Here is a 24,603-nt window from a genome sequence, read left to right on the forward strand (position 1 = left end):
GGGTGTATTAATTATGATTCAAAAGTAAAAAAACATAGAGATAAATCCATATAATATCGAGAAAATGCCAGAAAATGGAAGTTAATTCCATCTTAAACATATTCTTTACCTGGGGGATATTACGGTATGTACCTATAAGTGTATTTATTAGCAATAACAGCGCCGCAAAAATGTGTACCAAATGCGCGCCAACAAAAACATAAACAAAGGAGCGTGAAGCATTAGGATCAACAAAATAGATCTGCATTTTGAAGGTTAACACATAGCAGGCATAGATCTGTAAGGCAAAAAAAGCCAGCCCTAAGCCCAATGTGATCCATAAATACAGCTTCTGTTTGTCAAACTGCAACGCCTTGGCAGCCTTTGACGCTAAAAACAACGAGCCGCTGCTTAACACTATAACAATAGTGCTATACAAAAACGACTGCGGCATGATCACATTTAAACCGTGCCCGCTGCCTCCCGAATAAACGATAAAGCCGCTGGTAAAAGCTGCAAAAAGCATAAATGATGTGAATATGAAGATCCACATATTAAACTTTTTGGCACCAAGGTTCAGCCTGTCGTTATCTTGTTCCATCCTTGCCATCATCTCACTTAACTATAAAATCTACTAAAAACATTATCTGAACTACCGGCAGGTAAAAAAACGAGCCGAACATTAATTTACGAGCCTCGGGTATTTGCCGGGTACGTAACAGCATAAATGACTGATATAAAAATATTAAGCTGCATATCAGCGATACACCGCCTACCCAGTAACCACCATAACCGTAAAAGGTTGGCAATAAACTTACGGGTACTAAAACGATGGCAAATATAAACGTAATTACCGCACTTGTTAAATCTCTTTTACCTGACGGCAACAAGCGAAAACCTGCGAGCTTGTAATCATCATCCAAAACCCAAGCAATAGCCCAGAAATGAACAAACTGCCAGATAAACTGGATAGAGAATAAGATTAAAGCTATTTCGTCTATCCTACCGTGAACCTGCGCAGCTACATAGCCTATAAGCGGCGGCAATGCTCCGGGGATAGCGCCAACAAAAACTGCTGCAATACCCGATTTGCGTTTCAAAGGCGTATACGCAAATGCATACAATAAAATCGAAAATACAGATAGTAAGCCGGTTAACAGGTTTAAGCTGCCTAACAAGTAAGTGCCGGCCATGCCCATGCCTAAACCTAATACTAATGCCTGCCCCGTGGTCATTTTGCCTGAAGGGATTGGCCTGTCCATAGTACGCTTCATCAGCCTATCCAAATCTTTTTCGATGATTTCGTTAAAGGCATTGGCTGCCGATGTAACCAGGAAACCACCTATAATAAGCTTTACCCAATCAATCCAAACAATATGGCCATTTGCGCGACATCCGATTAAAAATGATATCGACGCCGAAAATACCACCAAGGTAGTAAGTCTTGTTTTGATCAATTTTGAAAAATCAGCCCATTTCATCTGCTTACCTCCCTACCCTTAACACCCTGAAATAAATTCAAAAGCAAATAAAACTGTGCCCCAAATATTAAACTCGCCAATACAATATGTGCAGCCTGGGCAACAGGCGGCAATGCGAGATATGATAACAAGATCCCGGTAACAATCTGCAACGTGATCATTAAAAATGTAAAACTCATCAGCTGCTGCTGAATAGAATGCCTGTTAAAGCCTTTACGGATCAAAGCAAACAAAGCAACGTTCAATATCAACACCAAAATGGCTATATCCCTGTGATGTTGAAATATCTCGCCGGCATTAGTGATCCAATCTTTACGGTAACCTCCCTGAAAATGATTGGCAACCGCATCTATTTTCTCACGTACCTCGGTTCCGAAAGCAATTTGCAGAATACTTACAAACAGTGCAGCAAGCGTTATAACGTAAACCAAAGGTGACGACCCTGAAGTACTTTTACCCGAAATCCGCGCTACATGATAAGTGTAAATACAAATAGCTAAGATAGCCAGCGCTAAAAGCATGTGTACGGTAACAATCCAGGCAATCAAATTGGTAGATACCACGATTGAGCCTAACCACGCCTGAAACCCCACAAGCACCAGATTAAAAATACTCAGGATGGCTATCCTCTTATCCGTTTTCCAGTAGCTGAATGAAAAAACAACCGAAAGCAAAAGAAAAAAGCCAGATAAAGCACCAATAAGGCGGTTGATATACTCAGTCCATGTTTTGCCTGCATTAAACTCCTCAGGCACAAGGATAGAACGATCTTCGCGGATTCGTTTTGCCAGATCACTGTAACCAAATACATCAAGTGTTTTTGCAAAACGCTGGTTCTTTTCAACCCGTTTGGCTACGTATTTCTGTTTATAATCTTTAGGCAGATCACTAATATCAGTAGGCGGAATATACCTTCCGAAGCATTTTGGCCAGTCTGGACATCCCATGCCTGAACCTGAGCTACGCACAACACCACCGGCAAGAATCAAAACAAAGAGCAGAACAATGGTTGTAATATTGATCTTTTGAAACCTATTTTTTCCGGCTGTGCTCATCTAAATAGTTCTAAAAATTTAGGGTACCTTGTTAAGTCGGAAGTTCTAAGTTTTAAGTTCAAAGCTGCTTAACTTAGGACTCAAAACTTCCGACTTAAGACTTAACCGGTACCCTAAAAGATCAGATAAGTATTAATTTATTTTACTTGTTCGTTTGCTTTCAGCGTACTTGTAAACTTATTAAGTTCTTCCAAACCTGCAGGATTATCTTCAAAATCGTGCGGAAGGTTTGAGCTCATAGTTTGCGAGTAAGGAACAGTTTGAGGGATATAATCCTCTTCTGCACCTGGTTTGCTGTAATCATATGGCCAACGATAAACGGTTGGAATTTCGCCCGGCCAGTTGCCGTGTAAGTGCTCAACAGGAGTAGTCCATTCAAGTGTATTTGACTCCCATGGGTTTTGAGTTGCTTTTTGTCCTTTGAAGATAGATACAAAGAAGTTATAAAGGAAACCAAATTGGGTAAGTGCGGCGATAATAGCAGCCCAGGTTACAAATGTATTGATGGTTAACCATTTTTGCATTGAAGCAAATTCGGTGAAGGCATAATACCTACGTGGCACACCGTCAAGACCCATAAAGTGCATTGGGAAGAATACCAGGTAAGCACAGATAAATGTCAACCAAAAGTGCAGGTAGCCTAATTTCTCGTCCATCATACGGCCGAACATTTTAGGGAACCAATGGTAAACACCCGCAAGCATACCAAATATAGCAGCCGAACCCATTACCAGGTGGAAGTGGGCAACCACAAAGTAAGTATCATGTAAGTTGATATCCAAAGTAGCGTTACCCAGGAAGATACCCGTTAAACCACCAGAGATGAAGAACGACACCATACCGATAGCGAACAACATAGCAGGCGTAAACCTGATGTTACCGCGCCAAAGTGTAGCTAACCAGTTGAATGTTTTTACTGCTGATGGAACCGCAATGATCAAAGTAGTGATCATGAACACACCACCCAGGAATGGATTCATACCTGTAACAAACATGTGGTGGCCCCATACGATAAACGATAATACCGTGATACCGATTAGAGAGTAAACCATCGCGTGGTAACCAAAGATTGGTTTACGTGAGTTTACCGACATTACCTCAGATGAGATACCCATCGCAGGCATAATAACGATATATACTTCCGGGTGACCAAGGAACCAGAACAAGTGCTGGAACAGGATCGGGCTACCACCTTCAAATGGTTGCTGTACGCCGTTTAATACGATATCAGATAAATAGAAGCTTGTACCAACACTGCGGTCAAATATCAACAATACTACACCAGCAACTAAAACCGGGAATGCAAGGATACCTAATATAGCAGTAAGGAATAAAGCCCAGATAGTTAATGGCATTTTCCAAAGGTCCATGCCTTTTGTACGCATGTTTAATACAGTACTTACGTAGTTGATACCACCCATTAATGATGATGCAACGAACAGTACCATACTGATCAGCCAAAGGGTCATACCCTCGCCTGAACCCGGCATTGCTTTTGGCAATGCAGATAATGGCGGATAGATTGTCCAGCCACCGCTGGCAGGGCCTTTTTGTACAAAGAAAGATGACAACATGATAACGCTGGCTAAAAAGAAGAACCAGTATGAAAGCATGTTCATGAAAGGCGAAGCCATATCACGTGCACCTACCTGCAATGGAATTAATAAGTTGGCAAAAGTACCGCTCAACCCGGCAGTTAGTACGAAGAATACCATGATAGTACCGTGTATGGTAACCAAAGCAAGGTAAAAATCGGGACTGATACGACCGTTAGGTGCAAAACGACCCAACAAAGTTGTTAACAGCGGGAATGTTTTATCAGGGTAAGCAAGCTGGATCCTAAACAGGATTGACAAAATCATTGCGATAACCGCCATCGTAATACCTGTAATCAGGAATTGCTTGGCAATCATCTTGTGGTCCATGCTAAATACATATTTAGACAGGAATGATTGGTCATGATGGTGTTCGTGACCGTGTTCGTCGTGGTGGGCTCCTGCGTGGTCGTGAACTGCTAATGTTGACATATCTCTATTTCTTATCTTTATTAATTATTTAACGCTAACCTATTTGTTGAAGCACCGCTTTGCTCGTTGTTTGCTGCCGCAAAATGAAGCTCTTTTCTTAAAGCATCATTGAGGTAAGGCTTTTGCCTTGACAGCCATGACTGATATTCGGCTTCAGAAACAACACGTACAACTTTTTGCATGTTGTAATGGCTTCCACCGCATATTTTGTTGCAGTAAAGGGTATATTCAAATTTAGGGTCGTCTAATTTGGTACGCATTTCTGCGGTAGTAATAGTCGGGGTAAATTTAAAGAAGGTTGGTAAACCAGGTACCGCGTTCAACTGAACCCTGAAGTGGGGCATATAAACGCTATGGATCACGTCCTGTGCAAGGATATTCAGCCTGATTGATTTGTTAACCGGCAGATACATAGTATCAACCTTCAAGTCATCAAAACTGCTTTTCTTTTTAAAGTTAACACCTAACAAGTTAGCGCCTGTAACCAAACGGAAATCTTTGGGGCCTAATACACCATCTTTACCAGGGTAACGCAATTCCCAGGCAAACTGGTGACCGGTTACATCGATATTGATATCATCTTTAAGATTTTCGCTGTTCATGATCTTCTGCCAGGTAAAAAAACCAAACACAACCAGGATAGTCAGAACGATGGCTGGTGCAATTGTCCAAACTTTCTCAATGGTATTATTGTGAGGCAGGAAGTGTGCACGACGTTTATCGGAATGACGGTATTGGAACAGGAATGTAAACAGCAGGATCTGGGTAACAAAAAATACTATCATTGTTAAAACAGTAGTGACTGTAAACATCTCATCTATTTTAACGCCATGAGCCGAAGCGGCTTCAGGTAATGTCATACTGCCCTGTTCGGTAAATGACCAGTAAGCACCGTATAAACCTACAAAAAGGAAAACAATACAAATTACAGCCATCACGGTATTCCACTTAATGCCTTTTTTGCCTTGCATCTTTAAAGTAAGATCGTAGATCTTGAGGATTTTACCAACAATGGCAACGCCTAAGCAGATCAGGAAAAATATAAGCACATAATACGCAATCCCGGTCCAGTCAACCTTAGGGGCCTCTTCCTGGCCCGGAGCAGCACCTGCCGCAGTTTGCGCCATCAGCAGGTTTGTGCCCAGGAGCATAAACGCAGCGAAGAACGATAGTAGTTTTTTAGAATTTATTAGTTTTCTGAATCCCATTTTAGTAAGCTGTTTGGTATTCTGTATATGGTGCAAATGTAATAATTATTATATGTGATGATGAAGGCTTTCCTGTAAGAACGGGTGTTTTTTAGGAACTAACGATTTGAACTTGGTTAAAGCTGTCATCGCAGTGAAGGTAAATAAACCTCCGAAACCTAAGAACACGCCTATCTCAATCGGGCCAATCTCAGTTAACCACGATGAAGTTGGGCCAACTGTACCAGGCATGATCATCATAAAGTAATCTAACCAGTGACCAACAATCAGGATAATACACATAATCTCAACAGTACGATAGATACGTTTAGAGTCACGTGACATCAACACTAATAAAGGAGTAAGGAAATTTACTACGATGTTGATCCAGAACCAAGGTTTAAACTCAGGCTCCCAGCGTTTAAAGAAGTAAACTGTTTCCTCAGGCATGTTAGCATAGTAAATCAACAAGAACTGAGCAAACCATACGTAAGTCCAGAAGATAGAGAAACCGAAGATAAACTTGGTTAAGCTATGCATATGATCTTCTGAAACCCATTCAAAGTAACCAATACGTTTTAACCTGATTAATGTAAGTGTAATAACAGATAAACCGCTAACCCACATTGCTGCGAAGTTATACCAACCAAACATAGTTGAGAACCATTCTGCTTCTAAAGACATGATGGTATCGAAAGCGTATATTGGTGTAGTAAAACCAAAGATCACCAAGAATAAGCATGACATGTTAAAGCTCTTTTTGTAGTAGAACATGCCGCCCAAATCATCTTCCGCTTCTGAATATTTAGCCAATAAACGACCAAATATGCAATATGAACCAAGGAAGCAAATTAAACGGATTATAAATCCAACTTTATTCATGTAACCGGCTTTGCCAGCTATAATGGCGTTGTAATTTTCGTTATGAGGATCAGTAACACCGGCAGCAGCCCAAATTTTGTACAGGTAAGGAGCTACAACCTGCTTACCTTCTTCATTGGTTACTGTATGTGTTAATGAAAACCCTGCGATAACTACCACAATAAGAGTAATTGCTGCTATCGGCAAAACTTTACCAAAAGCTTGTGGAATCCTGATCATTGATGCAGACCAACCAGCTTGTGCTGCATATTGCACGGCGCAAAAGAAAATACCGCACATACAAACCGCTGCAAAGTAATAGGTCATTAGCAACAGGTTGGCAAAGGTACGCTCAGCGTAGCCAAGCGCAAAGCCACCAAGTATGGCAACCAAACCAATCACGATGCATATTAAGCTCCATGTTTTGGCTTTGCCGACAAATTCGTATTGCCCGTCAAAATTATTATGAGTCTTCATTAATATCTTTTTCTTATAAGGTTTGTAAATGGTGAACATACATGATCACTTTCCAGCGTTCTTCGGGAGCAAGCTGAGAAGCGTATGAACCCATAGCATTTACACCGTAAGTAATGGTATGATAAATTTTACCGTCTGTAAGGTCTTTCATGTTACCACCGCGTGATGACTGGCCTTTTGAATATGATGGAGGAGCCGGATAACCGTGCTGTACCACTAAACCGTCACCCTGACCGTTAACACCATGGCAAGGTGAGCAAAAGTGCTCAAACAAAATCTTACCTTCGGCGTAATTAGCCTGAGTTTGTGCCAGTACAGATTTAACCTCAACACTGGCTAATTCATAACCTTCTTTGGTATTTGGATAATCAAATTTGGTAAAGCCAACCGGGATAGTTCCGGCAGGTGGTAACTGAGCGGTTTTACCATCTTTAAAATTATTATTTTTCTGATCCGGATCGTATGCCAAATGCTCGTACATATTAGGTGCATACTCCCAGCCGGTACTCCTTTTATCCTTGCACGATGTAAAAACTATCGAAGCAGCGATAATAGTAACAATTGTTCCTAATATTTTAATTTTATTCATAGCTAACATATTTTCTGTCGTTATGCTTAACTTCTGTAGCGCCCGCTTCTTTTAGTAAATTAGTTATATCATCGTGAGAAATGTTTCCTTTAGCATTGATTGCTATTACAAACTTATCATCAGTTGCACGCAGGTCCATTACCCTTGGCGCGCGGCCCGGGAAAAGGTGACTTGCGAAGAAGAAAGTAAAGGTCATACCAAATGAAGTCCATAATACCGTCCACTCAAATGTAACCGGGATAAAATCCGGGATAGCAAAGAAGTTTTTACCACCGATATTGATAGGCCAATCATGAACAAGCATATAATAAACCATGCTGAACATAATGGTACCGCCCAAACAACCGAACATAAATGCTGCATAACCTAAACGCGAATCCTTAATGTTCAATTTAGCCTCAATACCGTGGATAGGCATAGGCGTATAAACGTCATAAATAGGTACGCTGTTCTTTTGCAGCTTATCAATCCCATGCATCATATCATCGGGATCATCAAAAACGCCTAATATATATTTAGTGCTACTCATTAGTATTATGCTTTTAAGTATTCAGACTGTTCAACACTATCAAATTTCTCCAGCGAAGCGATGTAAAATTCTGCTTCGGCAGGTACAACATGGCCTTCGTCCATAAGTTTCTTCTTGGCCTGCTCGCTTGAGCTCTTCAACAGTAATTTCACCTCGGCCATAGCCACTGAAGGTAATACCCTGATGAACAACAGGAACATGGTAAAGAACACACCGATTGAACCGATGAACACGCTCACGTCAACCCAGGTTGGATAGAACATAGCCCAGCTTGATGGTATAAAGTCGCGGTGCAGCGAGGTAACGATAATTACGAAACGCTCAAACCACATACCGATGTTAACCACGATTGACAGTACCCATGACAACGGAATGTTGGTACGGATCTTTTTGAACCAGAACAACTGCGGGGTAATTACGTTACAGGTCATCATGCTCCAGTAAGCCCACCAGTACGGACCGGCGATACGGTTTGCGAAAGCATATTGCTCATACTCGTTTTGTGAGTAGAAAGCGATGAACAACTCTGTTAAGTAAGCCACACCTACTATCGAACCTGTTAACATGATGATCTTGTTCATCGATTCGATGTGGAACATGGTGATATAGTTTTCCAAGCCTAAAACCTTACGTGCGATAAGCAACAGGGTTTGTACCATGGCGAAACCCGAGAAGATCGCACCCGCAACGAAGTATGGAGGGAAGATGGTAGTGTGCCATCCTGGTTCCAGTGAAGTTGCAAAGTCCATTGATACGATGGTGTGTACCGAAAGTACCAGTGGGGTTGAAACACCTGCCAGGATCAATGATACTGTTTCAAAACGCTGCCAGGTTTTAACTGAACCTGTCCAGCCGAATGACAATACCGAATAGATACGGCGGCGGATACCTTGTGCACGGTCACGGATGGTAGCGATATCAGGCAATAAACCTGTGTACCAGAATACCAATGAAACCGAGAAGTATGTTGAGATCGCAAATACGTCCCAGATCAGAGGTGAGTTCCAGTTTACCCACAATGAACCGTACTGGTTTGGCAACGGTAATGAATAAACGGCCATCCATGGGCGGCCCATGTGAGCGGCGATATAAGTAGCCGCACAAATTACCGCGAAGATTGTCATCGCTTCGGCCGAGCGGTTGATAGAGTTACGCCAATTTTGACGGAACAATAACAATACCGCCGAGATCAGTGTACCGGCGTGACCGATACCTACCCACCATACGAAACCGGTAATGTCCCAGGCCCATCCTACTGTTTTGTTCAGGCCCCATTCGCCCAAACCGAACCAGAAGGTCCAGCTGATTGCGAAAACCCAAAGCGAGGCGCCAAGCGAGGCTACACTAAAGCCGATCCACCAGGCTTTACCCGGCATATTTTCTACAGGGCGTAATACATCATTCGTAATTTTTGCATACGTGATGTCCTTACCCGTAATTAACGGTTCCCTTATTATTGATTCACTATGAGATGCCATATATCTTAATCTCTGTATATAAAAATTTATGCCTGAGCTTCAGTTTCTATTATATTTCTAACTTTTGTCTGGTAACCAATACCTGGCTGTACGTTAAGTTCTTCAAGCACGTAGTAAGTTCTTTCGCTTGCAAGTGCTTTTGAAACTTCCGAGTTAGGATCATTCCTGTTACCGAATACGATAGCGTTGGCAGAACATGTTTGCTGACAAGCCATTTTGATTTCGCCATCTTTAAGCGGGCGTTTTTCAATTTTAGCTTTCAGTTTACCAGCCTGGATACGTTGGATACACATTGAGCATTTTTCCATAACACCACGGAAACGTGTAACCACATCCGGGTTAAGTACTAATTGTGTATGCTCACCCTGCAGGTAGTTATCAAAACGTGCATCGTTCCAGTAGTTGAACCAGTTAAAGCGACGTACTTTGAACGGACAGTTGTTAGCGCAATAACGTGTACCTACGCAACGGTTGTAAGCCATGTGGTTTAAACCTTCAGACGAGTGAACGGTAGCTAATACCGGGCACACAGTTTCGCAAGGTGCGTGGTCACAGTGCTGACAAAGCATTGGCTGGTGAACAACCGATACATTGTCAAAGTTCTCAAGCTTATCAATTTCCTTTTCTTTGGTAACTGCTTCTTCGCTGTTGCCATGGTCATTGTAGCTATAGTAGCGGTCGATACGGATCCAGTGCATTTCACGACGACGTGAAACCTCATCTTTACCTACAACCGGGATGTTATTTTCTGCAGAACATGCAACCACACAAGCACCGCAACCGGTACAAGCGTTAAGGTCGATAGCCATTACCCAGTCATAAACAGGGCGATCATGGTTATCCCAAAGCGATTCGGCGTTGTAATCTTTACGACCGTGCTCATTACCGCTTCCTGCAGCAGGGTTCTTTTTGTATTCAACAAAAGTAGCCTCGCGGATCACGCTCCTGCCCTCGTACGAGTGGTGGGTTTGTGTTTGTGCAAGCGGCGATTTGTAACCAGCCGATTTAAATGACGCTACAGCAGCAGTTTGGAAAGTACCATTACTTAAGCTAAAGAATGGGAAAGCATTTTTACCAACGTTGTTACCAACCGGACCAGCATTTGTACGGCCATAGCCTACAGCAACAGATAAAGTTCCCTGAGTTTGACCAGGCTGGGCTAATACCGGTAACTCAACCGAATAACCGTTAGCTTCAATTTTGATCACATCACCTTCTTCCAGTTTCAATTTCTTCATATCAGAAATTGACATGGCAGCAAAGTTATCCCAGGTAACTTTTGAAACCGGATCAGGAAGTTCCTGCAACCATGGGTTGTTGGCACGTTTACCATCACCTATAGCCTGGCTTACATAAAGTTGTAACTCAAATTTGTCACCATCTGCAGTAACAGCTTTGCTTTGGGTTAATATTTTTTGCGTTACGCCGGCAAGGTCAAGGCTAAAGCTGTAAGCACCCGCTGTAGCAGGAGCTGCTATCACCATACCTGTTTGCAACAAGGTTTCCCAGCCTTTTTGACCAGACAAGCCGCCTTTTGCCAACAAGCCTGAATCCCAGGTTTTGCGTACGTAAGTGTAGTAATCTTTTATTGGGTTTTCCATCCAAACCAGTAAGCTGTGCTCTGCCTGGCGGGTATTATAAACCGGGTTAATTGTTGGCTGTATTACAGTGTAGTAACCTTCAACAGCATTAGCATCGCCCCATGTTTCCAGGTAATGGTGGTTTGGAGCGTTAACTGTAGCTAATAAAGCTGTTTCATCAGCATGATCAGCAAATGATACTGTTAAACGAACGTTTTTCAACGCTGCTTTAAACTCATCATTTTTGTAGTAATCGTAAGCAGGGTTAGCATTCAAAAATAATACCGCACCAACATCACCACGTTTTACTTCGCTTACAAACTCAACAAATGCAGCATCATTACCAGCGTATTGTTTTGATGGGTTATCCAAATCGATAGTAGTACCGTAGCTACCTAATAAGGAGTTGATAGCGTTTACCAATACTTGTGTAGCAACATCGTTTGAACCTGAAACAACCAATGCTTTTCCTTTAGCTGCTACTAATTCTTTAGCGGCTAACTGGATAGCGGTATCAACTTTTTTGCTTCCGGTTGCTTTTGAACCAGGTAAAGTAGTACCAGAGATTGCATTGTAAAGGTTTATTAATGCAACGCCAATTTCAGATGGTTTGGTAGTGATACGGGCATCGGCGTTAGTACCGGTCATGCTCATACCAGTTTCAAACTGAATGTGACGAGACATTTTTTTGTTGGCCAGCGATTTGCTGTTACGGTTTGAAACGTACTGACGGGTAAATTCTTCTCCAGAGATCCATGTACCTAAGAAATCAGCACCAAAGCTCACAATTACATCGGCTTTATCAAAATTGTAGTGAGGCAATACTGCTTTACCAAAACTGTTTTGATTAGCCTGAATGATACCGGTGTAGGAAACCGCATCATAATTGATATGTTTTGTAGTAGGGTATTTAGCGATGAATTCGGCAATAACTGCTAAGGTTGAAGGGCTGTATACAGTTGAAGTAACCAAACGGATACCTTTGCCTGATGCAGCAACAGCTGCAAGCTCTTTCATTACATAAGCATCAACCTCAGCCCAACCTGCTTCGACACCTTTTAACTTAGGGTCTTTTAAACGGTTAACATCATACAGGTCAAGTACCGAAGCCTGGGCCTGGGCGCTTAAACCACCTTTTGAAAACACGTCGTTAGGGTTACCTTCTACTTTGATAGGGCGACCTTCTCGGGTTTTAACCAAAATAGCCTGGCCTTCGTAGCTTGAAGAGTAATAGTTAGCCACACCCGGGGTAACCTCTTCAGGTTTGATCAGGTACGGAATTGATTTATGCACCGGCACTTTCTGACAAGCTGCCAATGTAACCGCACCAACACCAAAACCAAGCGCTTTTAAAAAGTCGCGGCGGGGAGTTTTAGCTGATAAACCAGATCCGCTAAGCACTTCCTCGATAGGAATTGGCTCTGCAAATTCGTTCTTATTTTTCTCAACAAATTCTGGTGTTCTGTTTAGTTCTTCTAAACCTTTCCAGTATTTTTTATTGCTGTCCATTTAAGCTGTATAAACTGTAATGCTAAATTCTTTTTATTAATAGTGACACTTACCGCACTCGATACCACCCAATACGGCGGCTGTAACTTTCTCACCTTTCTTGATCTTATCGTGTGCAGCCAGGATGCTGTCATAGTAAGCATTGCCTTTACCGTTAACTTCGGTACGTTTGTGGCATTGGATACACCATTTCATGGTAAGCGGAGAGTATTGGTAAACCTCTTTCATTTCCTGTACCGGGCCGTGGCACTGCTGACATTTAATACCGCCAACTTTTACGTGTTGTGAGTGATTAAAGTAAGCCAGGTCGGGCAGGTTGTGGATACGTACCCACTGAATTGGTTTAGCCGCGGTGCTGTCATACTTCTGTGTTTTTGGATCGTAACCCAAAGCGTCATAAATCTTGTGAATCTCTTCCGATTCGGTTTTAACAACCTTGTGGCAGTTCATACACACGTTTAATGAAGGGATAGAAGCATTTTTTGACTTGTATGCACCTGAGTGACAGTACTGGCAATCAATTTTCATGATACCGGCGTGTAACTCGTGCGAGTATTTAATAGGTTGCACCGGCTGGTAACCCTGGTGAACATTGGTGTTCCATAAAGTAACCCAACCCCAGCTGCACATTGCAACAGTACCGGCAACCAATATAAAGAATACCAGTTTTTTGTTTTTAAGGATCTTAGTGATAAATTCCTTTTTAGCATCAACCGCTACGGCACCTTCCGGAGTAACAACCTCGTCCTCAATAATAAGATCTTTGTTTTTAAGCAAAATGCGCTCTAAAGAACCTACTACCCTGTTTAGTACCAGGATAACGATGAAGGCGATAATGATGATACCGATCAAACCGTAAACAACCATATCACTTGGGCCACTTTCAACTTTCGCACCCGGAGCAGCGGTAGTACCACCAGCAGGTTTTGCCTGCATGTCCTTCCAGGTAGTACGAACGTAGGTAATAATGTTGCCTACGTCGGCATCGCTAAGGTCAGCGAATACGGTCATGCCCGACTGGTTATACTCATTATAAATTTTGAGTGCCTTAGGGTTTTTAGCAGCAATCAGCGCCTGGTTATTCTGAATCCACTGGATAAGATATTTATCGTCGGTTTCTTGAGTAAGCTGCGGGCCTAATGCCGGACCAATTAAACGGGTGTCGATTTTGTGACAGGTAGTACATTTTGATTTGAAAATGGCCTCGCCTTTAGCAGCGTCAGTTTGCGCGTACGCAGTTGATAAACTCCAAAAAGCAAACCCGGCAATCAGTAAAACCGACCTTGAGAATTGTTTAAGAATCAATGAGAAACTTCTCATACAGTGTATTTATGCTAAATAATTTTTATATTAATGATTGAAACTGTTGTAAGATGTATGTTTCATCGGATAATTACAGGCACAAAAGTATAATTTTATACACTATCGGTGACACATAAATGACACCAACCTATAATTTATAATCGTTCTAAATAGACAAAAAACTGCGTTTAAACGCTGCTAAATGCATATTAATGTCATTTGACATTTTTGGGGAATAATTATTATCCAACTTTAATTATAAAATTTTATCTATTGTTTTAATAACCAGGCAAAAATAAGTGGTGCAACAATCGTAGCATCACTCTCTACAATAAACTTAGGTGTGTGGATGTCAAGCTTGCCCCAGGTTATTTTTTCGTTTGGAACTGCGCCCGAGTATGAACCGTATGAAGTAGTTGAATCGGAGATCTGGCAGAAGTAGCTCCAAAAAGGTACATCATGCATTTCCATATCCTGGTAAAGCATCGGCACAACACATATCGGAAAGTCGCCGGCTATACCACCACCTATCTGGAAAAAGCCGATGCCTTTGCCAGATGAATTTTTAGTATACCAGTCGGCCAGCCATGCCATGTATTCGATACCGCTTTTCATGGTTGATGCTTTAAGCTCACCTTTAATTACGTATGAAGCAAAGATGTTGCCCATGGTTGAGTCTTCCCAGCCTGGTACTACGATAGGCAGGTTCTTTTCGGCAGCAGCCAGCATCCATGAGTTTTTAGGATCAATTTCATAGTATTGCTCCAGCTCGCCATTCAATAATATTTTGTACATGTACTCATGCGGAAAATAGCGCTCGCCACTGTCATCAGCATCTTTCCAGATTTTATGAATGTGTTTTTGCAAACGGCGGAAAGCTTCTTCTTCCGGGATACAGGTATCGGTAACACGGTTATAGTGATTTTCGAGCAGGTCCCACTCTTCCTGGGGGCTCAGGTCACGGTAGTTAGGCACCCTTTTGTAGTGTGAGTGTGCCACAAGGTTCATGATATCCTCTTCAAGGTTGGCCCCTGTACATGAAATGATAGCAATTTTATCCTGGCGGATCATCTCGGCCAGTGAAATACCCAGCTCAGCTGTACTCATGGCACCGGCTAAAGTTACCATCATTTTACCGCCTTCTTCAAGGTGTGTTTCATAGCCTTTAGCTGCATCCATTAATGCCGCGGCGTTAAAGTGCAGATAATTTCTTTCAATAAACTGCGAAATAGGTCCTCTTGTAGTGCTCATAATATTTCAATAAAATTTCAGCCGCAAAAGTAGACATTTTAGTTAAATTGAATTTTAAATGAACCTTTATCTTTTTATAACCATTTCATACCTAAAATTAGCATCCTGTCCCCTACCCCCTCAGCGTATTGTCATCCTAATTTTAAAAATGCCCGTTCGCCGAACCTTATAAAACAAAATGGGTTATATTAGCCACGACAAACATCTATGAAGAAACTTGTTACCTTAATACTGGTCTGCGCTTTTTCAACCAGTGCCTTTTCACAAATCTCCCGCATTGTAAAGCGAATGTATTTTGATAAAGATACCACCCGCAAAAGTAGTTTTGTTATTTTGCCTGTATTAAGCTCTGCCCCGGAAACCGGCCTTGAAGTTGGCGGCGCCGGTTTACTATCTTTTTACACCGATACGTCCAAGTTTAATACGCGCGTGTCTAACGTTTTTGGTTATGCTTCTATAACTACCAAAGGCCAAAGCCATTTAAGCCTTACCACCAGTTATTGGACTCCCGGAAACAATTACCATCTTACCGCAGGCATCAGCTACATTAATTTCCCTTTTGACTTTTACGGTATTGGCAACAATACTTTAAAGGCTAACTCTGATAGGCTTGGTCAAAAGCGTTTCAAGGTAAATTTTACTGCCGAAAAAAAGATCTCCAATAACCTGTACGCCGGCATAATCGGTGGTGCCTGGGATTACAAATTCAGAGACGATGATAAAACAGGCATATTTTACACCGATCCGCGCGTGGAAAACCGCGGCGGCGGACCAAGTGTCTATTTAGGTCCTACCATTGTATTCGATAACCGGAACAATAATACTTATACCACCAAAGGACTCATCGTAAACACTTATTTCCAGGCTATACATGGCATGTTTGGTAATAACGATTACAAAGGAGGCTTCTTCAACATCGAATATTCCCAGTTTTTTTTATTGGCGCCTAAATGGGTGCTCGGCCTTGATGTACAGGAGCAAAGCCTTACCGGCAGTACTTCCCCATTTTATTTATTGCCCGACCTGGGAAGCGATGAGTTGATGCGGGGATATTACAATGGCCGTTTCCGCGATCGTAACATGGTTGCCGGCCAGGCCGAACTACGCTACCGCCTAAGCGACCGCATTGGATTTGCCGGTTTTGTTGGCGGAGGCGAAGTTTTTAAAAGCAGCTTTAGCACATCCGAACTGAAACCCAACTATGGCGGCGGCATCCGTTACTTTTTCGATGTGGAAAAAGGGCTTGCCGTACGTGTTGATTATGGTGTAGGTCAGAAGATTCCTAACGAGAAAAGATTAACCGGTTTTTATATTGCATTGGGACAGTCGTTTTGATCTTTAAGTTCATAGTTGATGGTTCATAGCAAATTATCGTAAATGGATTGAGTGGTGTAATACAACCACACTTCGGCCATGAACTATGATCTATTAACCATGAACTAACCAACGGTTAATACCTCACCCTGAAATCTTCCCTACTCATCCCCGGCTTAAAAAATACCATGCCGATAAAATATAAATCAATAGTGGCTCTAACCTGCTGGTTTAGTTTAAGCTGCTCCCATGATTGCCTGGTGGATGCATTGCGATAGATGTTTGTAAATATGATAACGCTGTCATCATGGATAGATGGAATAATCTTTTCAAGATAACTGAGAGGTCGTTGTTTTAAGGCATCTGCCAGTATCATGTCAACCTGGTGAATGCCTGATGTTGTTGATGAAACACTTTGAACCTCGGGGTTAGATTGTTTAATAACAAATTCGGCAATGTAATCCTCCGCATCAGCTAACAATATCGTTTGGGGCTTAAAGTAAACACAAAACCTATAAAGCAGACGGTAAAATTTTAACGGCAGTGTATTTATCACACCCTTGTCAGAATGTTGTTTTTGGGCGATTTTTTTAATATCGCGGTACACTTTTTGGCCTCGATAATCGTAGATAACCGTATCAATCAGCTTGTAAACAAATGGAGAGTGTATGCCGTGCCTGTTGTTAGCCCTAAAACGGTGCCGCAGGTAATTAAGCCCATACCTTATATTATACATTGCTGTAAAAATAGAAAAGGTTTAGTATTTTAGCATTACAGCGTATGATAAATCCAACTGAAGTAAATTCATTGATCCGCCTGCTGGATGATCCGGACAGCGAGATCTTTGAGCATGTGTATAACAAATTGTTTTCATATGGAGCAGAGGCTATTACTTATCTCGAGTCGGCCTTTGAACAGGCTTTTGACCCTATTCAACAAGAACGCATTGCCAACCTGGTACATGAAATTCAGTTTAGTAATCTTAAAAACGATTTAAAACTCTGGAATCAAAGCGGCGCGTTCGACTTGTTGCAGGGCATCCTCATCATTAACCGATACCAATATCCCGATCTTGATGAGCAAAAGGTAATTAACCAGATAGAAGCTATTAAACGAGATATCTGGATCCAGATGATGAACGAAGCCAGCCCGAAAGAGCAGATCAAGCTCATTAACCATGTGTTTTACAATATCTACGGTTTCAGCGGCAATACAGCCAATCACCTCGATCCGCAAAACAGCTATCTGAGCCAGGTATTGGAAACTAAAAAAGGCAACCAGATCTCATTGGCGATTATCTACTCTATCATTGCACAAAAGCTGGATATCCCTGTTTACGGCGTAAACCTTCCCCAGCATTTTATCCTCGCCTATCTTGACGAGAGTATGCAAAGCGAGTTTGAAAGCGGGATCCTGTTTTATATCAACGCCTTTAATAAGGGTTTCCTGTTTGGCAGGCGCGATGTAGATATGTTCCTGAAACAACTTAACCTCAAATTTGACAAACAGTTTTACGAGCCATGCTCTAATACAGATATTATTAAGCGTGTGCTTCGCAACCTCATCAGTGCCTACGAAAATCTGGGTTCGGCCGAAAAGGTTAGGGAGCTAAATGAGTTGCTCCAAATTATGGATGAAGGCCGTGGGGAGTGATTTAGTAGCAGCAAGATAGTGGCGATGGCAGTAATTCTACTCCTTCAAATTAGTATAGTATGTGATTCCAAATCGCTGCTGCTACTAAAATCTGCCACTGTTACTAAAAAGCCAATCCCATCCCACGAGGAACCGGTTTCATCCCATTTATTTATTCAGTAGTATTGTGCATTATACCTTGCGGGCATAATTCAAAATACGATGAACGATCTCCTGAAAAAAAACCTTAACCTTGGCAAAATTGAATTTTGGACCGCAAGCACCATTTACGCTTTTGCTGTTATGCTGCTATTGGCTAAAGTAGCCAACAGTGCCGACAACGAAATATGGACCCCATACAGGTATATGTTTAATAACTATCATCTGCATTACTCCTACTCTAAATATTATTTCTTTCCACAGGTGTTTAGGTATACCGGCTATTACGGAGCTTTTTTACTCTGGAACTTTGTGATTATACCCGCACTTGCCGGGAAAAAGCAGGTAGTATGGAATATCATTTTAGGATTAGCATTGCTTATCATCCTCTGGGGATTGTTTGGCATTACCGATACCTGGTTAAAAGGATACCTGTTTTACCACAGATCAGCCGATTATGTATACAACATCGTTTTCAAAACAAATGTATTGTATGCGCTATGGGTAATGATGATGCTTACTTTTTACAGCATGATCAAATATTCGGCAAGGTTCCTGTTGGGAAATGTCGACAAGATCCAGGCAAAATACCGGGTGCTTACTCATGATTGCATCATTGCTATCGTTGTTTTGATGATCATTGTGTTTTTAATGGCACTTGTTGACGGCCCAATAGAGTTGATCACCACTTGCGTAATTATAGGTCCAACAGCCATTGGTATTTATGCCTTATCATTTTATAGCTTAATACCTCAAACACTTGCCAAAAACCGCGGCATTTTTAATTACCTGCTTAAAGTTGCCGGTATTATGATAATTATCGGAATTCCGATAGGTTTTATAACCGCACTTATTTTTGACCAAAAGGATCCTGTATTCATTATTTTTGGTTTTAATTGCGGGATACAAATCCTGATTACGGCGCCTTTTGCCTGGATAGTTTACAAACGCAAACTGGCGGGTAATCAGGAGATCACCTACCTAAAAACTGCCCTCGGCCGCTCCACTGCCGATCTGGATTTCCTTCGCTCACAAATTAACCCGCATTTCCTGTTTAACGCATTAAATACACTTTACGGAACAGCTTTACAGGAAGATGCCGAACGCACCGCCGAAGGCGTGCAACGGCTGGGCGATATGATGCGTTTTATGCTACAAGAAAACATGCAGGAAAAAATACTGCTGGTACGCGAGATCGATTATCTTAATAACTATATCGCCCTGCAAAAATTGCGCACTCAAACCTCGCCGGACATCAGCATCGTGCTGCAAATTGAAGAGCATGTTAATGCCCTGCAGATAGCCCCAATGTTGCTGATCCCTTTTATTGAAAACGCATTTAAACACGGCATCAGCCTGCGCGAACCGTCACACATCAACATCAGCCTGCAAACCAAAGAAAACACACTTTACTTTGATGTGCATAACAGTATCCATCCTAAAGTGGTTAACGACACCGAAAAATACAACAATGGCATCGGCCTCGAGAACGTTAAACAGCGACTGGCACTTTTATACCCTAACAAACACGAATTGGTGATCCGCGAAAGTGCGAAAGATTTTTTCATACATTTAACCATACAATTGCAATAAGCTTTGATTACTGCCATAGCCATTGATGACGAACCTATAGCACTTGATGTGATCCGCTCGCATGCTGCAAAAGTGCCTTTTGTTGACTTCAAAGCCGAGTTTACCGATGCCTTTAAAGCAATGGACTATCTGCAGCGCGAACCTGTGGACCTATTGTTCCTGGATATTAAGATGCCCGATATTTCGGGCATCGATCTGTTAACATGTCTCAATAAAAAACCGCTGGTAATATTTACCACCGCCTACACCGAACACGCTGTTACCAGCTTTGAACTGGACGCGGTAGACTATTTATTGAAACCCTTTGCGCTTACCCGGTTCATAAAAGCCTGCAACAAAGCTTATGAACTTTACAGTTTTAGGAACACTGCCGAGGTTAAGGATTACATATTCCTGAAAACCGGCTATGAGCAGGTGCGCGTTAACTTCGATGACATTTATCATTTAGAAGCCACAGGTAATTATGTAAATTTTATATTAAAGGATAGCAAAGTGCTTACCCGCATGACCATCACTGAAGTTGAGGCGCTACTGCCGGCTGAGAAGTTTGTCAGGATCCATCGGTCGTTTATTGCCGCTGTAAATAAAATTGATAAGATAGAACGCCATCAGGTAACAGTAAATGGATTTTTGCTGCCTGTAGGCGGCGCTTATGTGCCGAATTTGGGAATGATTAAATAATCCTTTACAGATCGTTTATACGTTGGCATAATCATTATCTTTAGCTTATGCAGCAACGTGAACTTATCATCAGCAATTATGTAAAGGCCTATAACAACTTTGATGTTGAAGACATGCTTAAAAACCTCGCACCATCCGTTAAATTTCAAAACATATCAAACGGTGATGTGGATATGGAGCTTGATGGTATAGAAGCGTTCAGGAGTCAGGCCGAACAGGCAACTGAGCTTTTTGAACGCCGCGAGCAAATTATCCGGTCTTTTAAACACACCGGCAACAAAACCGAAATAGCTATTGACTATAACGCAATTTTAGCCGCCGACCTGCCAAATGGATTAAAGAAAGGTGATGAGTTAAATCTGAAAGGGCATTCAATTTTCGCTTTTGACGGAGATAAAATTGTCGGGATAATGGATATTAGTTGATAAAACTCATGCTAAGTTTGAAAGTCCGGCGGACATGAAGATGTGACTACAAAAGAGGCCTGTCAGTCTGAGTAGGGGTTTATTTGCGCACAAATGATCGCACTGCAGATGACATTTTTTCGCGTCTGATAATCAGCATATTGCAGACTTGTCAATGGCAGCCTGTCGAAGACTTGAGCGCAGAGGCCCTACCCACTATGCTTCGACGGGCTACCCATGACAAAAAAAATGTGGTTTTTCGCAGCAGATCAGCTTCGGGTGAAAGCGAACAGAACGATGCTGGGCGGTGCGGCTGCAGGGGCATAGCAAGTTTTTGCAGAAGCGGAGGCATTGCGTGCGAATCGGGGCAAAATAATTGCAGCCCGTGGTTCTGTTCGTTTTGCAGGGTGAAGGCTGTGCCGATGGCTATGGGGCCAGGTTGTGAGCAAAGAAGCCTCTCTGCTGCAAGCCTTTTTGGTTACTTTTGTGGCGACAAAAGTAACTGGCCCCGCGCGGCCAAGAGCGCGACGATGTAAGTCAAATACTAATGAAGCCCGTTAGCAGCCTGTCGGGGGTTGCTTTATTCCTTATAGCAATGACGTGACGCAGATGTCATTTTACCTTCAGAGGCCCGGATTTAAATCACTCATGATGACACCCATTTTTAAACATCAACGTTTTACTCCACTACCAACTTCTTTAACGTAATTCCAATAGTAGCTGTTTTCCTTTTAGCCGACGCCCCGTAGCTGAATGCTATCTTATACATTTTTTTTGATTTGATCCAGTTGACGAACTTAGGATCACATACCGGGTTCAGTTTGTAAACGTATTGTTGAGGCTGAGGCTTAACTTCTGACACCGCTATATAAATAGAACCCGGTGTTTTACAGTCTGCAGGGGCATCAACGTCACCCTGCTGATCGACTACAAGGTACACCGCAATATTCAGCGTTTTGTGATCAGTATATACATAACGTTTTTGTAGATTATTTAAAACATATGTAAGGTCCTGATTAGATACGCTTTTATATTTGATTGATTGGGCGATAACATTAAAGCAGGCGCCGACAACAAACACCCCTGCTAACAGTATTCTTTTCAACATAAAATCATCATTAAGGTCGAACTTCAAGCTTTCAAAAAAAGACTGTTTACCTCAACAATAAAATTAGCCTACTGTTTTACAGAAGAAGAAATTAGTTGTGCCGGATCACTTCCCGCTCAAAAACCCATTCTCCTCCAGCCACGCGGCAGCCCATTCAAACCATTTGCCTTTATTTTTAGAGTTATACATTCCAAAGCCATGGCCACCTTCCTGGAACAGGTGCAGCTCTGCCTTTACTTTATTTTTTAAAAGTGCATCGTAAAACAACAGACTGTTTTGCACAGGCACTACGTTATCATCTTCAGCATGCACTAAAAATGTTGGCGGGGTATTGGCAGTAACCTGTTTTTCGTTCGAATACAGATCCAACTGCTCTGTCGATGGGCTCTTACCTATCAGGTTTTCCCTTGAACCAACATGGGCATATTCACCAAAAGAAATTACAGGATAGATCAGCATCATAAAATCAGGGCGTACGCTGATGTTTTCTTTATCTTCAATAACCGGTTTATCAAAATGCGTACCTTCTGTTGAAACCAGGTGCCCGCCTGCCGAAAAACCGATAATTCCTATCTTTGAAGGGTTAATATTCCAATCGGCAGCATTTTTGCGTACGGTATATATGGCCATTTGTGCATCCTGTAACGGACCGATAGATTTATCTGTCATAATATCATCGCTTGGCAAGCGGTATTTTAGCAAAAACGCAGTAACACCAATATTGGCAAAAGCCTGTGCTACGGCCTTTCCTTCATGATCCGATGCAAGTCCGGCATATGCACCGCCGGGGCAAACAACTATCGCGGCACCGTTGGCTTTCCCTTTTTCCGGAAGATACGGCGTTAGCGTTGGTTCTGTAACCATGGTGATCCAGCTTCCGTTATTAGTTTTTTCTGTATAGGTAGCAGGCGCCTTTTTAGAATTTGGCACTCCTTTGGGATAAAGCGGCATCGGTTTTTCCTGTGCAAAGGAAGCAAATGTTATAGCTGTCAAAACTAAGGCAGATAAAATGGATCTCATATTTATTAAATGTAAAATTGGATGTGTCCAAAATACAATTAATCTCCCGAAAACAAAAACGGAGCATCAGAAATGATACTCCGTTTTTTAAACTATCCGTCATCCTGAACTTGTTTCAGAGGCCCACTTGCCTGGCCTACGCCATACAGACGGTATACCGGTATGTGGGGAGCCGAAATAAATTCGGCATGACCTTACTTTTTTATTTTTAACTTTTTGGCCCGCCAAATTCCATCAGGTAGGCTTTCAGGAAATCGTTCAGATCACCATCGAGCACTGCCGCAGCGTTGGAAGTTTCGTGATCGGTACGGAGGTCTTTTACCAGTTTATAGGGGTGTAAAACATAGTTACGGATCTGTGAGCCCCACTCTATCTTCTTTTTGTTGCCCTCAATAGCATTGGTCAGCTCCATACGTTTGCGCATCTCAATTTCGTATAACTGTGATTTCAGCAAGCGGATGGCGTTATCTTTATTTTGCAATTGCGAACGCGATTCCTGGTTTTTGATGATGATGCCCGATGGCTTGTGGTATAAACGTACGGCCGTTTCTACCTTATTCACGTTCTGACCGCCGGCACCGCCCGAGCGAAAGGTTTCAAATTCAATATCGGCAGGGTTTACCTCAATTTCAATAGTATCATCAACCAGGGGATAAACATATACCGAAGCAAACGAAGTATGGCGTTTGGCGTTAGCATCAAAAGGCGATACGCGCACCAGGCGGTGTACCCCATTTTCACCTTTCAGATAGCCATAAGCAAACTCGCCTTCCAACTGCAGGGTAACAGTTTTTACGCCGGCCACATCGCCTTCCTGGTAATCCTGCTCGGTTACTTTATAGCCGTTCTTTTCGCCCCACATAATATACATACGCATGAGCATGCCAGCCCAGTCGCAGCTTTCGGTGCCACCGGCACCCGCCGTAATCTGAAGAACGGCATTCAACTGATCTTCTTCGGCCGAGAGCATATTTTTAAACTCAAGCTCTTCAACGGCTTTTATAGCTGCATTATATTGCTCCTGCATTTCAGCCTCGGTGGCGTCGCCGCCCTGGTAAAATTCAAAAAGCACGCCGGCGTCATCAACAACCGATACTACCTTCTGAAAAGCATCCGTCCATACTTTTTTTACTTTGATGGATGCCAGCACCTTTTCGGCCTCTTTGGGGTGATCCCAAAAATGCGGACCAATGGTTACTTCCTGTTCCTCTTTTAATAGTTCCAGCTTCTTATCAATGTCAAAGATGCCTCCTCAGGGAAGTTACTCTATCCCTTAAATCCTGAACTTGTTCTTTAGTCATGCGGCAAATATATATAATTTGAAAAATTGCTATAAATAAAAAGGCCTGCAAATTGTTTAACAATCGGCAGGCCCGTTCATTAGGCA

At 42.3% G+C, this 24,603-nt stretch carries 21 protein-coding genes; 5 read left to right on the forward strand and 16 right to left on the reverse strand.

All coding sequences use genetic code 11. From position 1 onward, the window contains the following. Positions 1 to 7: 7 nt before the first annotated feature. The 12 genes from ABID99_RS22135 to ABID99_RS22190 all read right to left on the reverse strand — a co-directional run bounded on the left by ABID99_RS22135 (position 8) and on the right by ABID99_RS22190 (position 15,305). Positions 8 to 580 (reverse strand): cytochrome c oxidase subunit 3, encoded by a 573-nt coding sequence (locus tag ABID99_RS22135; RefSeq protein ID WP_229701753.1) that lies wholly within the window; start codon positions 578 to 580, stop codon positions 8 to 10. Between the two features lie 13 nt (positions 581 to 593). After that, positions 594 to 1,460 (reverse strand): heme o synthase, encoded by an 867-nt coding sequence (gene cyoE, locus ABID99_RS22140; protein WP_112653994.1) that lies wholly within the window; start codon positions 1,458 to 1,460, stop codon positions 594 to 596. Further along, a complete protein-coding gene (locus tag ABID99_RS22145) occupies positions 1,457 to 2,515 on the reverse strand; it encodes a heme A synthase (protein WP_188834474.1) in 1,059 nt (352 codons plus the stop codon). Before ABID99_RS22145 ends, cyoE begins: the two co-directional genes overlap by 4 nt. 137 nt (positions 2,516 to 2,652) lie before the next feature. Next, a complete protein-coding gene (locus ABID99_RS22150; RefSeq protein WP_175490027.1) occupies positions 2,653 to 4,542 on the reverse strand; it encodes a cbb3-type cytochrome c oxidase subunit I in 1,890 nt (629 codons plus the stop codon). 20 nt (positions 4,543 to 4,562) lie between these two features. Further along, positions 4,563 to 5,750: a cytochrome c oxidase subunit II gene (locus ABID99_RS22155; protein ID WP_090530148.1), complete on the reverse strand. Its 1,188-nt coding sequence runs from the start codon at positions 5,748 to 5,750 to the stop codon at positions 4,563 to 4,565. Positions 5,751 to 5,798: 48 nt separating this feature from the next. After that, entirely contained in the window at positions 5,799 to 7,067 is a 1,269-nt protein-coding gene (locus ABID99_RS22160) for a quinol:cytochrome C oxidoreductase (protein WP_090530151.1), read from the reverse strand. Positions 7,068 to 7,080: 13 nt separating this feature from the next. Beyond that, positions 7,081 to 7,665, reverse strand: a complete 585-nt coding sequence (locus ABID99_RS22165; protein ID WP_090530154.1) for a cytochrome c — start codon at positions 7,663 to 7,665, stop codon at positions 7,081 to 7,083. Continuing rightward, positions 7,649 to 8,185: a DUF3341 domain-containing protein gene (locus ABID99_RS22170; RefSeq protein WP_176625223.1), complete on the reverse strand. Its 537-nt coding sequence runs from the start codon at positions 8,183 to 8,185 to the stop codon at positions 7,649 to 7,651. The genes ABID99_RS22165 and ABID99_RS22170 overlap by 17 nt, the downstream gene beginning before the upstream one ends. 5 nt (positions 8,186 to 8,190) lie before the next feature. Next, positions 8,191 to 9,663: an NrfD/PsrC family molybdoenzyme membrane anchor subunit gene (gene nrfD, locus ABID99_RS22175; RefSeq protein WP_091165019.1), complete on the reverse strand. Its 1,473-nt coding sequence runs from the start codon at positions 9,661 to 9,663 to the stop codon at positions 8,191 to 8,193. A 26-nt stretch (positions 9,664 to 9,689) separates the two neighbouring features. Beyond that, positions 9,690 to 12,752, reverse strand: coding sequence for a TAT-variant-translocated molybdopterin oxidoreductase (locus ABID99_RS22180; RefSeq protein ID WP_176625225.1), 3,063 nt, complete (start codon positions 12,750 to 12,752; stop codon positions 9,690 to 9,692). 36 nt (positions 12,753 to 12,788) lie between these two features. Further along, positions 12,789 to 14,072 (reverse strand): cytochrome c3 family protein, encoded by a 1,284-nt coding sequence (locus tag ABID99_RS22185; RefSeq protein WP_373615137.1) that lies wholly within the window; start codon positions 14,070 to 14,072, stop codon positions 12,789 to 12,791. 252 nt (positions 14,073 to 14,324) lie between these two features. Beyond that, positions 14,325 to 15,305, reverse strand: coding sequence for a deoxyhypusine synthase family protein (locus ABID99_RS22190; RefSeq protein WP_373615138.1), 981 nt, complete (start codon positions 15,303 to 15,305; stop codon positions 14,325 to 14,327). Between the two features lie 207 nt (positions 15,306 to 15,512). Here ABID99_RS22190 and ABID99_RS22195 point away from each other — a divergent pair, with 207 nt between their 5' ends. Then, on the forward strand, positions 15,513 to 16,640 hold the full coding sequence (locus ABID99_RS22195; protein WP_373615139.1) for a polymerase: 1,128 nt from the start codon (positions 15,513 to 15,515) through the stop codon (positions 16,638 to 16,640). A gap of 115 nt (positions 16,641 to 16,755) precedes the next feature. On the opposite strand, the gene ABID99_RS22200 is transcribed toward ABID99_RS22195, so the two are convergent. Beyond that, positions 16,756 to 17,355 (reverse strand): hypothetical protein, encoded by a 600-nt coding sequence (locus ABID99_RS22200; RefSeq protein ID WP_373615140.1) that lies wholly within the window; start codon positions 17,353 to 17,355, stop codon positions 16,756 to 16,758. Between the two features lie 44 nt (positions 17,356 to 17,399). Here ABID99_RS22200 and ABID99_RS22205 point away from each other — a divergent pair, with 44 nt between their 5' ends. From ABID99_RS22205 to ABID99_RS22220, 4 genes are all read left to right on the forward strand, one after another. Beyond that, positions 17,400 to 18,272 (forward strand): transglutaminase family protein, encoded by an 873-nt coding sequence (locus ABID99_RS22205; RefSeq protein ID WP_373615141.1) that lies wholly within the window; start codon positions 17,400 to 17,402, stop codon positions 18,270 to 18,272. Between the two features lie 201 nt (positions 18,273 to 18,473). Beyond that, positions 18,474 to 20,003: a sensor histidine kinase gene (locus ABID99_RS22210; RefSeq protein ID WP_373615142.1), complete on the forward strand. Its 1,530-nt coding sequence runs from the start codon at positions 18,474 to 18,476 to the stop codon at positions 20,001 to 20,003. Between the two features lie 3 nt (positions 20,004 to 20,006). Further along, complete coding sequence (locus tag ABID99_RS22215) at positions 20,007 to 20,684, forward strand: LytR/AlgR family response regulator transcription factor (protein WP_373615143.1); 678 nt, start codon at positions 20,007 to 20,009, stop codon at positions 20,682 to 20,684. Positions 20,685 to 20,731: 47 nt separating this feature from the next. Beyond that, positions 20,732 to 21,109 (forward strand): nuclear transport factor 2 family protein, encoded by a 378-nt coding sequence (locus tag ABID99_RS22220; RefSeq protein ID WP_373615144.1) that lies wholly within the window; start codon positions 20,732 to 20,734, stop codon positions 21,107 to 21,109. A gap of 658 nt (positions 21,110 to 21,767) precedes the next feature. Here the strand turns inward: ABID99_RS22220 and ABID99_RS22225 are convergent. From ABID99_RS22225 to prfB, 3 genes are all read right to left on the reverse strand, one after another. Next, complete coding sequence (locus tag ABID99_RS22225; protein ID WP_176625231.1) at positions 21,768 to 22,196, reverse strand: hypothetical protein; 429 nt, start codon at positions 22,194 to 22,196, stop codon at positions 21,768 to 21,770. 105 nt (positions 22,197 to 22,301) lie between these two features. Then, on the reverse strand, positions 22,302 to 23,216 hold the full coding sequence (locus ABID99_RS22230) for an alpha/beta hydrolase (protein WP_373615145.1): 915 nt from the start codon (positions 23,214 to 23,216) through the stop codon (positions 22,302 to 22,304). 208 nt (positions 23,217 to 23,424) lie between these two features. After that, positions 23,425 to 24,517, reverse strand: a protein-coding gene (prfB, locus tag ABID99_RS22235; protein ID WP_373615146.1) for a peptide chain release factor 2 whose coding sequence is annotated in 2 segments (ribosomal slippage) — positions 23,425 to 24,456 and positions 24,458 to 24,517 — 1,092 coding nt in all. Because the reading frame shifts where the segments join, the coding sequence is not laid out codon by codon here. Between the last annotated feature and the right edge of the window lie 86 nt (positions 24,518 to 24,603).

The organism is Mucilaginibacter sp. OAE612 (assembly GCF_041806395.1).
GTDB classification, from domain to species: Bacteria; Bacteroidota; Bacteroidia; order Sphingobacteriales; family Sphingobacteriaceae; genus Mucilaginibacter; species Mucilaginibacter rubeus.